Consider the following 14,340-nt stretch of genomic DNA (forward strand, 5'->3'; position numbering starts at 1 on the left):
TCCTCTTCATCTGCCTCACCCATCCTTCTCACGACACGGACACGCGACCGCGCCGTCGGCTGACCCCATCACCGAACACTTCCGCCGTCCGCTGCCCGCGGGTATGCGCGAGGAGGTCATCGGGATGAGCTGGCAACGATTCACCGACGAATATGCGAGCGGCGGCACCATCCGGCTCGGATCGTGGTCGGTCGCACCGGCCCGTCAGGACCTCGTCGAATGCCGCGCGACCATCGCGATCGCCGATCGCATCATGTCGTGCAGCGCCGTCGCCGCCGGACCGCTCGGCGCGATGACCTCGATCCTCTACGACCTCGGCGCGCCGGTTCAGATCCTGCGACTGCACCAGCGCGAGATCGACGGCGCAATCGCCACGTTCCTGCTGTGCGAGAACAACGGCAGGCAGGCGTGGGCGTTCGGCGAGGGCAGCACCGGCGACGAGGCGAACATCGCGGCGCTGGTCTCCGGGGCCAACCGACTGCTCGGACCCGCTCCGAAGTGAGCGGGTGGGGTGCTCGCTACGCCTGCGGGTCGAGTGCCGCGATCCGCTCGCGCAGTGTAGGCCAGGCCAGGCCGAATGCCGGATGCAGCGGAAGCTGGTCGACGTGCTGTTCGGAGACCCAGCGCAGTTCCGTCGATTCGAAGTTGGCCACCGTCTGCACCGGTTCGTCGGTCTCGGCGATGACCGTCGTATAGGTCCATCCGCCGGGCGCTTCGTGGGTGACGACCGCGGCGAGAACCCGCAGTTCGTCGCCGCTGATGCCGGCTTCCTCCTCGGCCTCCCGGATCGCGGTGTCGATGGCGCCCTCGTGCGAGTCCCGGGCGCCGCCGGGCAGTGCCCAGGTACCACCCTGATGGGACCACGCGGCGCGATGCTGGAGCAGGACCCCCGTCACGCCGTCGGCCAACGGCGCCCGGAGCAGCAGACCCGCTGCGCCGTGAACACCCCAATACCGTGAACCGTCGGGATCGATCACCCAGCCGTCGCCGTCTCCGCGCACCACACCTCCTTGCAGACCCGACGAGCCGATCGCCGGATTCCTCCACCGTAAGTGAGACACGCGCGGCCTGCCAGGGCGATCCGCCGAATCAGTGAGAGGTATGGGCTCCGGCCCGACCCGACGACGGGCCGAGCCGTCGGCGCGCGACGTGCGACCGCGATGCCCGGAGGAACCCTCACCGATGGCATAGGCTGAAACACGCACGACCCGGTGAGCGATGACCCCGTTGAGTCATTTCTTCAGACAGGTCGCGGGAGCCGGAACGGGGGCCGGCGACCGAGCGGCCACACCGGAGACGATCCAGCGTTCGAGAAGGGGATCAGCTAGGTGACCGGCGATGCGTCCTCCGTGCGGACGGCACTCACCCGTGGCGGTCGCACGTTCCGTCCCGCCCAGTCATCGCCGCCGATCCGCCAGGTCCTCGCCGATCGTCGTGAGCTCGTCGCGACCGCCCGCGAACGTGCGCAGTCACCGTTCCAGACGCTCCGGCACTATTCGGGCACCACACCGGGCAAGCTGATCATCATCTGCGTCATCCTGTTCCTCGGCTGCCTGTCCACCGGCCTGTACGCCTCGACCGTGCTCGAAGACCGCACCCAGACCCTGCAGCGTCTGATCGATCGCACCGAACCGCTCGCCGAGGCCGCTCAGGTCCTGTACAGCTCTCTGTCGATCGCCGACGCGTCCGCGAACGCGGCATTCATCTCGGGCGGTCTGGAAACTCCGGATCTGCGGCAACGCTACTCAGACGCCCTGGCGACGGCCGCGTCGTCGTTGATCCTCGCGACCGGCACCTCCAGCGAGCCGGGGCCCGGGATGGCCCAGAACGCGGCCGAGCGTGCCCTGTCGTCGGACCTGGACACCCTCTCGACGTCGATCCCGGTCTACAGCGGACTCATCGAGACCGCCCGCACCAACAACCGGCTGGGCAATCCCGTCGGATCGGCCTACCTGGGCCAGGCGTCGTCGCTGATGCAGGACAAGATCCTGCCGGCCGCCCAGCGCCTCTACGAGCGGCGGTCGATGGCTATCGCCGACCCGCAGCATTCGCTGACCCGCCCGCCGTGGACGGTCTACGTCCCGCTGTTGCTGCTGCTCACGGCGATGGTGCTGACGTCGCGCTACGTGGCGCGCAGGACCCGCCGTCGCTTCAACCTCGGACTGGTCGCCGCGATCGGCGCGCTCACCCTGGGGACGGTGTGGCTGCTGGCGTCGGGCCTGATGTCGGTCGCCGCGACCAGCAACGCCCGAACCGACGGCGCCGACCCGCTTCGCGAACTCACGGCCGCCCGCATCCTGACCCAGCAGGCCAGATCGGCCGAGACCCTGGCCCTGATCCGCCGCGGCGACCAGGGCGGACTGGAACGGACCTTCGCCGCGACGACTGCCAGGATCGACGGCATCGTCGACGACGTGCGCACATCCAAGGAGACCGGTTCGGTGTCGGCGGAGCAGCTCGACTCGGTGAGCTCGGCGCTGGCGGAGTGGAAGCGCACCGATGCCGGCGTCCGGCGGTACATCCAGACCGGCAACTTCGACCGCGCCCGGCAACTCACCGTCGGGGACGGACTGAACAGCTCGGCCCGCGCGTACACCGCCGTCGACACCGCCCTCGTCGACGCGATCACCACCGCGCGGACGTCGTTCCGCGACGACATCAACACCGCGCAGCGAGTACTCGGCTTCACCGGGACCGGGATACTCCTGCTCTCGGTCCTCGCCGCCATCGCGATCGTCGGCGGACTCGTCCCCCGAATACGGGAGTACCGATGATCCCTCGCCGACTCGCCCGCCGCCGGTCCTCCCACTCCGGCCCCGCCCGCCCGCGCCGTCCGGTGGCCGCGGCCGTCCTGCTGCTCGTGGCATTCGTCGCGACCGGTTGTGTCCGGTTCCCCGCCGCCGAGTCACCGCCCCCGACCGCGACCGTCGGCCCGCTGGTGCTGCCCGGCGTCCAGACCGACGTGCCCATCGAACCGCCGCCGAGTTCGGAGGCGTGCAACGCGACGCTCACCCTGCGCCCGCCCGCACAGATGCCCGCGCCCGGCCGCATGCCGCCGAATTCGACGATGGCCGGGATCTTCGAACGCGGCCGGCTCATCGTCGGACTCGACATCGGCTCCAACCTGTTCAGCTTCCGCGATCCCATCTCGGGCGACATCCAGGGCTTCGACGTGGACATCGCCCACGAGATCGCGGGTGCGATCTTAGGTGACCCGCGGCGCGTCGAGTTCCAGGTGCTCAGCTCCGCACAGCGGATCGACGCGTTGCGCGACAAGACCGTCGACGTCGTCATCAAGACGATGAGCATCACCTGCGACCGGCTGCGCGACATCAGCTTCTCCGCCCCGTATTACGTGGCGTCCCAACGCATCCTGTCGTTCCGCAACTCGAACATCGCCGGACCGGCCCAGCTCGCCGACAAGCGGGTCTGCGCAGCCCGCGGCACCACCTCGATCGGCCGGATGCAGTCCATCCAGCCGCGGGTCCGGATCGTCAGCACCACCACCTGGGCCGACTGCCTGGTGCTGATGCAGCAGGGACAGGTCGACGCGGTGACCAGCGACGACGCCATCCTGGCCGGACTGGCCGCACAGGACCCATGGGTCCGGGTCGTCGGTCCGAGCCTCGGGGAGGAGTTCTACGGCGTGGGTATCCCCAAGGGCGAGGACGACATGATCCGCTTCGTCAACGGGGTGCTCGAACGTGCCCGCGCGACCGGCCGCTGGCAGGAGATCCGCGACCGCTGGCTGACCATCCTCGACAGTGGATTCGGCGCACCACAGCCGTACTACCGGGATTGATCGCGCATGGACTTCGCCGGCGAACCATCACACACAGACCGTCACGGTCCCGACGACCGGGACGGGCCCGCTCCCGACACCCCGGAGGAGATCGGTACCCAGCGCGTCTCCGTCGCCGACCTGATGGGTGACGACGACCCGGTCACCGACCGGCACACCCGCGACGGGCACATCACCGACGGGAGCACCGCCGGTGGTGGCACCACGGACGAGAGCACCACGGACGGGGGTACCACCGATCAGGTGGTCGAGGTCGGTACGCAGAAGGCCGATCTCGGCGCCCTGATCGCCGAGACCGACGACACCACGGAGCCCCGCGCCATGCCCGACCCCGGCGCCGTATCCGACACCGAGATCGGAACACAGGCGGCCACACCCGCCTTCACGGTCGGCATCGCGCCACCGGACCGATTCGACGGTCGGACCGATCGGGTGGTCCGCACGCGGGCGACGCCGAGCACGGAGCCGGATTCCGGACCACTCGGACGGCGACTCATCCCGCGCCGACGCCCCCCGGTCCACGAACGTCGACTCGGCAGCGGACTGGTCGAGATGCCGAAGATCACCGACATCGAACCCGAGGACGCGGTCATCGACGATCCGGTGATCGTCGAGGGCAAGCGATTCTGCTGGCGCTGCGGCAAACCCGTCGGCCGACTCGAGGGTGAAGGGGAAGGTCCCCCCACCGGCGACTGCGCCAACTGTGGTGCGCGGTACTCGTTCGTGCCCGGTCTCGCCCAGGGGACGCTGGTGGCCGATCAGTACGAGATCGCCGGCGCGATCGCCCACGGCGGACTCGGATGGATCTACCTGGCCATCGATCGCAACGTGAGCGACCGGCCCGTCGTTCTCAAAGGCCTTCTGAACTCGTCGGATTCGGAGGCACAGCGCGTCGCGGTGGCCGAGCGTCAGTTCCTGGCGTCGGTGAACCATCCCGGCATCGTCAAGATCTACAACTTCGTCGAGCACGTCGCCGAGGACGGTGAGCGCTTCGGCTACATCGTCATGGAGTACATCGGCGGTCAGACGCTCAAGCAGATCACCTCGGGTGACCCCGAGAGGGGGTTGCTGTCCGTCGAACAGGGTCTCGCCTACATCCTCGAGGTGTTGCTCGCCGTCGGCTACCTGCATTCGGTGGGTCTGGTCTACAACGACGTCAAACCCGAGAACATCATGGTCGGGAGCGACGAGGTCAAGCTCATCGACCTCGGTGCCGTCTCGCCGATCAACGGTTACGGACACCTGTACGGCACACCGGGTTTCCAGGCGCCGGAGATCGTCAAGACCGGCCCCCAGGTCGCCACCGACATCTACAGCGTCGGACGCACCCTGGCGGTGCTGACCGTGCCGATGGAGATGCGCAACGGCCGGTACGTCGACGGACTCCCTTCCCCCACCGAGACCGCCGTCTTCCGCGACAATCCGTCGTTCTACCTTCTGCTGCAACGTGCCACCGCGCCCGACCCGGCCGACCGGTTCTCCTCCGCGGAGGAGATGAGCACCCAGGTGCTCAACGTGCTCCGCGAAACCGTCGCGGTGCACACCGGTGTGCCCCGGCCCTCCCTGTCCACGGTCTTCACCCCGCAGCGCTCGACCTTCGGCACAGACCTGATGCTCGCCCCGGTCGACGGCTTCTTCGACCCCGACCAGGCCGCCTTCTACGATCCGGTCGACATCGCCACCGCACTCCCCGTGCCCCTGGTGAACCCGCTGGATCCCGCCGCGAGCCTGTTGACCTCGGCGGCCCTGTCGGATCCGCGGCAGACGCTCGACTCGATCAACACCGCACGCGCAGAAGGGTTCGCGTCGATGTTCGGCGGCCGTCCGGTCAAGAACGCCCACCCCTCGCTGGAGATCGACCTGGCCGAGGCCCGCGCCCACCTACAGCTCGACGACGTCGACACCGCTCTCGCGCTGCTCCGCGATGTCCGTGAGCACCACGGTGATTCGTGGCGGGTGGAGTGGTACATGGGCATCTGCGCGCTGATGAACGACGAACCCGAACTGGCCTACGAACGGTTCGACGAGGTGCTGGGGGCGATGCCCGGCGAGGTGGCACCGAAGCTCGCGGTGGCCGGAACCGCCGAACTGATCGGCCGGTGGCTCGCCGACGAGAACGGGTCGTCGAAGTCGTCCGACAAGATCTCCCGGCTCTACGACGTCGCGCAGCATCACTACCACGATCTGTGGCTGACCGACCACAGCATCGTCACCGCCGCCTTCGGCCTGGCCCGCCTCGCCGTCGCGGCCGGCGACTACGACGGTGCGATCCGTCCCCTCGACGAAGTTCCCGCCACCAGTAGGCATTTCAACACCGCCCGGGCGACCGCGATCATCGCCCTGGTGCACGGTCGTCCCACCTCGGAGGTCACCCGCGAGCAGATCGTCGAGGCCGCACGACGACTCGAGCAGATCCCGGACTCCGAACCACGCAAGTCACGGATGCTGCTGATCGTGCTCGGCACCGCCCTCGGCTGGATTCACGACAATCCCGACGCCGAGAACGCCGACACCGAGCCCTCGACACTCCTGGGCTTCCCCTTCACCGAGTACGGAATCCGCACCGGCACCGAGAGATCCCTCCGCCAGCTCGCACGTCAGACCCGCAACAACCGCGAGCACCGGTTCATGCTCGTCGATCTGGCGAACTACGTGCGGCCGAACACGCTGTTCTGACCTCGATACGCGGCCGGCGATGCGGCGACGAGGTCGATGGCTGCTACCCGGCGGGCAGTGCTGCGACCAGCGCCGCCGACTGCCGCGCGATCGCGAGCTCTTCGTTCGTCGGGACCACCAGGACGTCGATCGCACTGTCGTCGGCGGAGATCCGACGCGCCGATCGGTCGGCGGCCGTGTTGCGGTCCGGGTCGACGACGATTCCGAAACGCTGCAGCCCGTCGAGTGCATCGGCGCGGACGCGTGCCGAGTTCTCGCCGACGCCGGCGGTGAAGGTGATCGCGTCGAGCCTCTCGAGGGCGAAGGTGTAGGCGCCGAGGTAGTGCCGCAACCGGTGGATGTAGACGTCGTAGGCACGGCGGGCGTTCTCGTCACCGGCATCGACCAGCTCGGCGATCGAGCGGAAGTCGTTCTCGCCGCACAGTCCTCGGAGTCCGGACCGATGGTTGAGCAGGGTGTCGATCTCGTCGACGGACAGGTGGGCCACGCGGTTGAGGTGCAGCACGAGGCCGGGATCGATGTCGCCGCTGCGGGTTCCCATCACGAGACCCTCCAGCGGGGTCATCCCCATGCTGGTGTCGACGGGCTGTCCACCCGAGATGGCCGACGCCGACGCCCCGTTGCCGAGATGCAGCACGATCTGGTCGAGATCGGCGAGGTCCTTCCCGAGGAACCCGGCGACGCGGCCCGACACGTACTCATGGCTGGTGCCGTGGAATCCGTACCGCCGGATGGCGTGTTCGGCCGCCACCTCGCGGTCGATGGCGTAGGTCGCGGCCGCGGGCGGCAGCCCGTGGAAGAAGGCCGTGTCGAACACCGCGACCGACGGCACGTCGGGAAGCAGGGCCCGGGCCGCCTCGATACCCACGAGATTGGCCGGATTGTGCAGCGGCGCAAGGGGCGAGATCCGCTTGATCTCCGAGATCACCCAGGAGTCGACGAGTGTCGGCTCGTAAAACGACCGGCCGCCGTGCACCACGCGGTGCCCGACCGCGGCCAGGTCCGCGTGCACCAGGTCGGTGCCGTTGTCCGCGAAGAATTGTTCGGCACGCAGGACCGCCGTCAGGTGATCGGGTAGCGACACCGACTCGGTGACCGTCTCGCCGTTCTGTTCGTGCGTGATCGACGAACCGGCGTCGCCGATGCGTTCGGCGATCCCGTCCGCGAGGACGACGCCGGTGTCCGGCTGGACGAGTTGGTATTTCAGCGACGACGAGCCGGCGTTCAAGACGAGGACCGCGCCGGCGGTGCCGGCGCTCAACGCGCCTCTCCGGTGGCGACCTCTTCGGTGCCGGCTTCTGCGGTGCCGGCCTCTTCGGTGGCGACCCCATCGGTGCCGACCTCTTCGGTGCCCACCTCTTCGGTGCCCACCTGCTGCGCCTGGATCGCGGTGATGGCGACCGTGTTGACGATGTCGGACACGAGCGCGCCACGGCTGAGGTCGTTGATCGGCTTGTTCAGGCCCTGCAGCACGGGGCCGATCGCGACGGCACCGGCGCTGCGCTGCACCGCCTTGTACGTGTTGTTGCCGGTGTTCAGATCCGGGAAGATCAGTACCGTCGCCCGCCCGGCCACCGGGGAGTCGGGCATCTTGGTCTCCGCTACCGACGGTTCGACCGCCGCGTCGTACTGGATGGGACCCTCGACGAGCAACTCCGGCGCGCGTTGCCGCACGAGTTCGGTTGCGGTTTTGACCTTCTCGACGTCGACACCCGATCCGGACGTGCCGGTGGAGTAGGACAGCATCGCCACGCGCGGATCGATGCCGAAGGCGGCGGAGGTCTGCGCCGACGAGATGGCGATGTCGGCGAGTTGCTCGTCGGTCGGGTCGGGGACGATCGCGCAGTCGCCGTAGGCGAGCACCTTGTCGGCCAGGCACATGAAGAACACGCTCGACACCGTCGAGACCCCCGGCTTGGTCTTGATGATCTCGAACGCCGGCCGGATGGTGTGGGCGGTCGTGTGCGCCGCTCCCGACACCATCCCGTCGGCGCGCCCGGTGTGCACCATCATCGTGCCGAAGTAGGAGACGTCGATCACCTTCTCCCGCGCGCGGTCGAGTTCCATGCCCTTGTGCTTGCGGAGATCGGTGTAGATCCGGGCGAACTCGTCCAGGTACTCCGAGGTGGCCGGGTCGATGACCGTGACCCCGGCCAGGTCGAGTCCCAGCTCGATTGCCCGCTCCTGCACGACATCCGGGTCACCGAGCAGGGTGAGGTCGGCGACCCCGCGGCGGAGGAGCCGGCTAGCCGCCCGCAGGATGCGATCGTCATCGCCCTCGGGGAGCACGATGTGCTTGCGCTGTGCCCGTGCACGGGAGATGAGCCGGTACTCGAACATCTGCGGGGTCACGACCGACGGGACCTCGACGTTGAGGTTGCGCATGACCACCTCGGGATCGACGTGGGTCTCCATGAGCGCCAACGCCGCCTCGATCTTGCGTGCCGACCCGGCGCCGAGCCGGCCACGGGTGTGGGCCGCGGTCCGCGCGGTGTCGTAGGTGCCGTGCGGGCAGCTGATGATCGGCAGCGTCGGCTTGAGCCCGCTGACCAGCGCCTCGATCATCGGATGCGGTTTGAGCCCACCGTTGAGGATGATGCCCGACAGCCGCGGGAATCCCTGTGCCGTATTGGCATTCACGAGGGCGAGCAGGACGTCGGAGCGATCGGCGGGCGTGATGACGACCGTGCCGTCGGTGAGGCGCTCCAGAATGTGCTCGACGGTCATGCCGCCCACCATCACCCGCAGCGCCTCGTGGTCGAGGAGTTCCTCGTCGCCGCTGTACAAGGTGGCACCGAGCGACTCCTTCAACTCACCCATGGTGGGCGCGAACAGGATCGGCTCCTCGGGGAGACACAGACTCGGCACCCCGGTGCGGCGCAGCGTCGCCCGGATCTCGTCGAGCCGATCAGGGTCACAGCGGTTCGCGACCATGGCGATCGGTGTGGCATGGGCGGCGCCGACCTCGGCGAGCAACCCCTCGGCGAGGTCGGCGATCTCCGCCGGGGACCGGTCGATGGCTTTCAGTGCGAGCACCATCGGCGCCGACAGGTTCGCGGCGATGCGTGCGTTGAAGCTCAACTCCGACGGGGTGCCGACGTCGGTGTAGTCCGAGCCGACGATCACCACGCGGTCGCACCGCGTTGCCAGTGCATGGAACCGGGCGACGATCTCGCCGATCGCGGCATCCGGGTCGTCGTGGACCTGCTCATAGGTCACGCCCAGGCAGTCCTCGTAGGGAACGTCCACGGAGTCGTAGTCGATCAGGAGATCGAGCAGCGGGTCCCGCTTGTCTCCGTTGGCGCGGGTGATCGGGCGGAAGACGCCGACCCGGCCGCCCGTCGCCGCGAACAGGGCCAACAGCCCCAGCGCGACCACGGATTTCCCGGTCTCCCCCTCTGCCGAGGCCAGATAGATGCTGGTCGTCGACTCGCTTCCGGCACCTCTGTCACCGGCAACTCGATCTCCAGCAGAGCGGTCGGAAACGGCAGCGTCGGTGGCCATGCGCCCCAGCATAGTGGCGCCCGGTGATCAGATCAGGATGCCGGGATTGCAGACGCCGTCGGGATCGACGGTCGCCTTGACCGCCCGCAACGCGTCGAGTGCCAGCGGACCGATCTCGTCGTGGTAGGCGTCGCGATGGTCGCGACCGACGGCGTGATGGTGGGTGATGCTCGCGCCCGCGGCCCTGATCGCGTTGTTGGCCGCGGTTTTCGCCGACGCCCACTCCGCGATCGGATCGGCGCCGAGCGGTGCCACCACGGTGAAGTACAGGGACGCACCGGAGGCGTAGACATGGCTGATGTGACACATCACGAGTGGAGGTGTGCCCGATGCGGTCAGGGTGTCGGTGATCGCGGCGGTGACCGAGGCGCGCAGCTCGTGCAGCTTCGACCAGTAGGTCACGGTCTCCAGGGTCTCGACCAGCACTCCGGCGTCGAGCAGCGGGTCGCGCAGGTAGGGCCCGGCGAAACGTCCTGTGCGCCAGGACTCTCCGTGACCGCTTCCCAGGGCCGTACCGCCGGCGTCGACGAGCACCTCCGACGCGGCGTCGCGGCGTCGGCGCACCTCCTGATCGCCGCCCTCGTATCCGGTGATGACCAGGCAGCCCGTCGAATCACCGCCGAGCTGCGCGGGATCGGCGAGATTGATCGCGGTCTCGACCTCGTCGGACAGCCGGATCACGGTGGGCAGCGGGCCGTCCTGGGCGAGTCGTCGCAAGGCGGTCGCGCCGTCGGCGAAGGAGTCGAACCGCCAGCCGTCGAAGAGCCGGGTGGCCGGGACGGGACGGATCCGGACCCGGACGCCGGTGATGACGCCGAAGGCGCCCTCGGAGCCGAGGATCAGCTGGCGGAGGTCGGGTCCGGCCGCGGACCGTGGCGCCGTGCCGAAGTCGAGGGTGCCGCGCGGGGTGGCGAGGACGAGCCCCTCCACCATCTCGTCGAAACGGCCGTACCCCGCCGACGACTGGCCCGCCGACCGGGTCGCCGCGTACCCGCCGATCCCGGCTCCCTCGTAGGACTGCGGGAAGTGTCCGAGCGTCCAGCCCCGGTCACGCAGGAGTGCTTCGGCGGCACTCCCCCGCAGACCCGCCTGCAGGGTGGCGACACGGGAGACCTCGTCGATCTCGACCAGACGGTCGAGACGCCGGAGGTCGAGGCTGAGGACACCGGCGAATCCGGCTCGGTCGGGCGCGAGCCCGCCCACCACCGAGGTCCCGCCGGTGAACGGCACGACCGCGACCTTCGCGGCGGCGCAGACCTGCAGGATTCGCACGACCTCGTCGTGATCGGCCGGGTAGATCACCAGGTCGGGGGCGTCGACGGCGTCACCCGCACGCAGACGCAGGAGGTCGGGAGTCGAGTAGCCGCGGGTGTGCTGGACGCGCTCGTCGTCGGAAGCGGCCACGTACCCGGCGCCGACGACGGCTTCGAGGTCGGCGCGAACGGCCGCCGGCAGGGTCGATTCGCGCGGGGTGATCGACTCGGGTGGGACGCCCCGGTCCTCGGTGGCGTCGCCGGCCAGCGCGGCCGCAGCAGCGGGTAGCTCGGTGACGCGCGCCGGGTCGCCCCAGCGCGGCCGCCGCATCTCGACGACGGGGATCGCGGTCTCGTCCGGCTTCGGCTCGTCACCCGTCCGATCCGTGCCGGTCGTCATGAGGTCACTGCTCGTTCTTGACGACCGCGCGTACGACGAGGTCGGCGATCTGCTCGTCGGTGAGCGAACTGTCCGGGATGAGCATCAGGGAGTAGATCGTGCGCACCAGGAACTCGGCGGCCCCACGCGGGTCCGGGACGAGCTGGTCCCCGATCTGCGGTTCGAGATCGGGCAGCGTCTGGTCGACGATCTGGTGGATGAGGGTCGGACCCGACGAATCGCTGGTCGCGACCAGCGCCCGGACGACTTCCTCGGGTTCCTTGCGCAGCACGTACTGCAGGGCCTCGTGCTCGCGGATGTAGGACAGCACGTTCACGACCTGCGCGCGCACCTTCCCCGCCGCGTCGGGCGCGGAGGCCGACCATTCCCGCAGCTTCACCCGCAGAAGGGACACCTCACGGTCGACGATCGCTGCGACCAGCGCATTCCGTCCGCCGAACATGCGGTAGGCGGTGGCCCGGGCGACGCCGGCATGACGCGCCACGGACGTCAGACTCAACGTCTTGGCGCCGAAGCGGGAGACGAGTCCCACTCCGACCTCCACCATGCGGTCACGATCCATGCGAAAAACTTATCGAATCAGGGTGCCCGCAGGTCCGGGCGCCTCCGATCAGGCTACCGTCCATCGGCCACCGACCGGATGTGCCGGGCGGCCACCGCGAGCGTCGCCAGGCGAAGCGTTCGGCCGCCTCGATCTCGCCCTGGGTGACCGTCACCCTCTGCAGCGCCGTCTGGTTGGAGAGTTCCCAGGCCTCGATGGCCTCGGTCGGCCAGTAGGAGACCGCGGCCGCCCGGACCGGGTCGTCGGCCAGGGTTCCGACGACGTCGCAGGTGAGGTCGCGGAGTGCGCGGTACAGGTCGTCCCGCAGCCCGGAGCGGGCCAGCGCATGCCAGCGATCCCCTCGGGGCAGTGCCGAGAGACGGATCAGCCCATCGGTCGACGTCGATGTGGTCGGACAGCGCGAAATAGACGGCCCCGACGGTCGCGATGTCGCACCCCGTCTCCTCGGCCACTTCCGCGATGTCGAGGACGCTGTAGCGGTACAAGCCCTCGGCCACCCGCCGTGCGATCGCCGGCGGAACCCCGGCCTCGGTGTATTGGGCCACCGCCGATTCGATGCGGGCCGCCTCGTCGCGGCGCAGCCAGATCGACACCTGCGGCGCCGAGTCCCGGACGATCCGGAAGCGCTCGATCGTCTCCGTCACCGGGATCGGCTGCGGGCGGCGCGTCAGCAACCAGCGCGACGCACGGTCGAGGAGCCGGCGCGCCTCGGCGATGATCTCGTACTCTACCTCGGGACGCAGACCGGCCGCCTCGATGTCGGACTGCAGCTCTGCCAGTCCCATAACCTCCACGGCGACGACGAATGCCCGCACGATGTCGGCGGCCGCCGCGCCGGTCTCCTCCCGCAGCCGGAACGCGAACGTCAGGCCGCCGAACGCGAAGAGATCGTTGACGAGTTCGGTGGCGATGACCTCGGTCCGCAACGGGAAGTCGTCGACATCGCCCAGATCCGCGAGGGCTTGCGGGAAGTACCGCGTGAGCCGGTCGGAGAAGTAGGGATCGTCGAAAGCGCCCGTCCCCGCACAGAGCTCGGTCTTCACATCCAGCTTCGCGTGCCCCATCAGCGTCGCCAGCCCGGCGACGTCAGGCCCTCGCCGCGTCGGGCCAGCGCCGCGAACCCCTCTGCGGTCGGCACCCCACCGGTTACCTGGAGGGGCTCGCGGCTGCCGGAGCGGTCGGGGTGATCGCGGAACTCCTCGACGCCGACGTACCCGATTCCGTTGCGGCGAACGCTGATCGCCTCGAGCTGCCCGTGGTGGTCCTCGAACGCGCGATCCGCTTCGTGGACGTCACCGAAGAGGTGCACAGCGCCATCGTCGCCGACCAGTACGAGGAGGTCGTCTTCTCGCGGCACGTCCACGAGGTGTTCACCGGACTGGGGATGCGCCGGGCGGAAGTCACGGAGATCGTCGAGGCCGCAGCCGAACTCATCGACTCGGCGGTCGTCCTGGAGGATCTCACCCGGCAGGTGCTGGCATTCGCCGGTCGAGTTACTCCGACGAAGGATCTGTTGCGCGACTGGGAAAGACGCTCCCGACTCACGCCGACCGGACGGGAGACCTCGACCTCCGGCCCCGAGGGATGGCTCACCGCGCCGGTGGGTGCGCATCGCCAGGAGTGGGGACGGCTCGTGGTCCCCCACCCCGGCGACCTCGGCGAACGCGCGCGCATGCCGTTGGAACGCGCCGCGCAGGCCCTCGCACTGCATCGGATGATCGAACAGAACTGGACCGAGCTGGAGATGCGTGCCCAGAACGGTCTGGTCGACGATCTGCGGCTGGGACGGATCCCCGACGAGGCCGAAGCCACCGCACGCGCCCATGCGCTGGGTCTGCAGCCGGGACTGACCTACGCGCCGTTGACGATTCGCGTCGTCGAGTCGGTGAGCGCCGACCAGGTGATGGCACAGGGCCGCTTGACGCGGGCGCTCGATTCGGTGCGGCACTCCGTGCGGGGTGTGGGACGCACGGCATTGACCGCGCTGCGTCCGACCGGCCAGATGGATCTGATCCTGTCGTTGCCCGCCTCCCGGAACACCGACGTGATGACCGAGGTGTGTACAGGGCGGATTCAACTGGTCGTCGCAACACCATGATCATGGAGGTGTTCGCGGTGGCTACGGCGGACTGGAGTTGGAAGA

The 14,340-nt window shown here is 69.1% G+C and carries 11 protein-coding genes and 1 pseudogene; 5 read left to right on the forward strand and 7 right to left on the reverse strand.

Going from position 1 to position 14,340, the window contains the following annotated elements; genetic code table 11:
• Positions 1-124 precede the first annotated feature (124 nt).
• On the forward strand, positions 125-502 hold the full coding sequence (locus BPODLACK_RS19630) for a hypothetical protein (protein ID WP_006436724.1): 378 nt from the start codon (positions 125-127) through the stop codon (positions 500-502).
• 16 nt (positions 503-518) lie between these two features.
• Here the strand turns inward: BPODLACK_RS19630 and BPODLACK_RS19635 are convergent, their stop codons facing one another.
• Positions 519-1,001, reverse strand: coding sequence for an NUDIX hydrolase (locus BPODLACK_RS19635; RefSeq protein WP_006436725.1), 483 nt, complete (start codon positions 999-1,001; stop codon positions 519-521).
• A gap of 327 nt (positions 1,002-1,328) precedes the next feature.
• Here BPODLACK_RS19635 and BPODLACK_RS19640 point away from each other — a divergent pair, with 327 nt between their 5' ends.
• The 3 genes from BPODLACK_RS19640 to BPODLACK_RS19650 are packed head-to-tail and all read left to right on the forward strand — an operon-like array spanning position 1,329 to position 6,478.
• On the forward strand, positions 1,329-2,774 hold the full coding sequence (locus BPODLACK_RS19640) for a hypothetical protein (RefSeq protein ID WP_159406022.1): 1,446 nt from the start codon (positions 1,329-1,331) through the stop codon (positions 2,772-2,774).
• Positions 2,771-3,802 carry a glutamate ABC transporter substrate-binding protein gene (locus tag BPODLACK_RS19645; protein ID WP_159406023.1) on the forward strand — a complete coding sequence of 344 codons (1,032 nt, stop codon included), beginning with the start codon at positions 2,771-2,773 and terminating at the stop codon, positions 3,800-3,802. The genes BPODLACK_RS19640 and BPODLACK_RS19645 overlap by 4 nt, the downstream gene beginning before the upstream one ends.
• A 6-nt stretch (positions 3,803-3,808) precedes the next feature.
• Positions 3,809-6,478 carry a serine/threonine-protein kinase gene (locus BPODLACK_RS19650; RefSeq protein ID WP_159406024.1) on the forward strand — a complete coding sequence of 890 codons (2,670 nt, stop codon included), beginning with the start codon at positions 3,809-3,811 and terminating at the stop codon, positions 6,476-6,478.
• A 43-nt stretch (positions 6,479-6,521) separates the two neighbouring features.
• On the opposite strand, the gene BPODLACK_RS19655 is transcribed toward BPODLACK_RS19650, so the two are convergent.
• The 6 genes and pseudogenes from BPODLACK_RS19655 to BPODLACK_RS19675 form a co-directional block, all read right to left on the reverse strand.
• Entirely contained in the window at positions 6,522-7,739 is a 1,218-nt protein-coding gene (locus BPODLACK_RS19655; RefSeq protein ID WP_159406025.1) for an acetate kinase, read from the reverse strand.
• Positions 7,736-9,994, reverse strand: a complete 2,259-nt coding sequence (gene pta, locus BPODLACK_RS19660; RefSeq protein ID WP_159406026.1) for a phosphate acetyltransferase — start codon at positions 9,992-9,994, stop codon at positions 7,736-7,738. The genes BPODLACK_RS19655 and pta overlap by 4 nt, the downstream gene beginning before the upstream one ends.
• Before the next feature lie 15 nt (positions 9,995-10,009).
• Positions 10,010-11,635, reverse strand: a complete 1,626-nt coding sequence (locus BPODLACK_RS19665; RefSeq protein ID WP_159406027.1) for an FAD-binding oxidoreductase — start codon at positions 11,633-11,635, stop codon at positions 10,010-10,012.
• A 4-nt stretch (positions 11,636-11,639) separates the two neighbouring features.
• The gene (locus tag BPODLACK_RS19670; protein WP_006436732.1) at positions 11,640-12,197 is read right to left on the reverse strand and encodes a TetR/AcrR family transcriptional regulator; all 558 of its coding nucleotides are present in this window, start codon (positions 12,195-12,197) and stop codon (positions 11,640-11,642) included.
• A complete protein-coding gene (locus tag BPODLACK_RS23940) occupies positions 12,187-12,603 on the reverse strand; it encodes a hypothetical protein (protein ID WP_369403354.1) in 417 nt (138 codons plus the stop codon). Before BPODLACK_RS23940 ends, BPODLACK_RS19670 begins: the two co-directional genes overlap by 11 nt.
• Positions 12,575-13,261: pseudogene (locus BPODLACK_RS19675) on the reverse strand (NAD-glutamate dehydrogenase domain-containing protein); the annotation flags it as partial. The gene BPODLACK_RS23940 and the pseudogene BPODLACK_RS19675, both read right to left, overlap by 29 nt.
• A gap of 86 nt (positions 13,262-13,347) precedes the next feature.
• Between BPODLACK_RS19675 and BPODLACK_RS19680 the strand changes: the two are divergent.
• On the forward strand, positions 13,348-14,295 hold the full coding sequence (locus tag BPODLACK_RS19680; RefSeq protein ID WP_159406034.1) for a PucR family transcriptional regulator ligand-binding domain-containing protein: 948 nt from the start codon (positions 13,348-13,350) through the stop codon (positions 14,293-14,295).
• Positions 14,296-14,340: the final 45 nt, after the last annotated feature.

Source organism: Gordonia sp. YY1 (assembly GCF_009872315.1).
In the GTDB taxonomy this organism is placed as follows: domain Bacteria; phylum Actinomycetota; class Actinomycetes; order Mycobacteriales; family Mycobacteriaceae; genus Gordonia; species Gordonia amicalis.

Coding starts and splice junctions, on each gene's coding strand:
- BPODLACK_RS19630 (WP_006436724.1), top strand. CDS start 125: ATGAGCTGGCAACGATTCACCGACGAATATGCGAGCGGCGGCACCATC.
- BPODLACK_RS19645 (WP_159406023.1), top strand. CDS start 2,771: ATGATCCCTCGCCGACTCGCCCGCCGCCGGTCCTCCCACTCCGGCCCC.
- BPODLACK_RS19650 (WP_159406024.1), top strand. CDS start 3,809: ATGGACTTCGCCGGCGAACCATCACACACAGACCGTCACGGTCCCGAC.
- pta (WP_159406026.1), bottom strand. CDS start 9,994: ATGCTGGGGCGCATGGCCACCGACGCTGCCGTTTCCGACCGCTCTGCT.
- BPODLACK_RS19665 (WP_159406027.1), bottom strand. CDS start 11,635: ATGACGACCGGCACGGATCGGACGGGTGACGAGCCGAAGCCGGACGAG.
- BPODLACK_RS19670 (WP_006436732.1), bottom strand. CDS start 12,197: ATGGATCGTGACCGCATGGTGGAGGTCGGAGTGGGACTCGTCTCCCGC.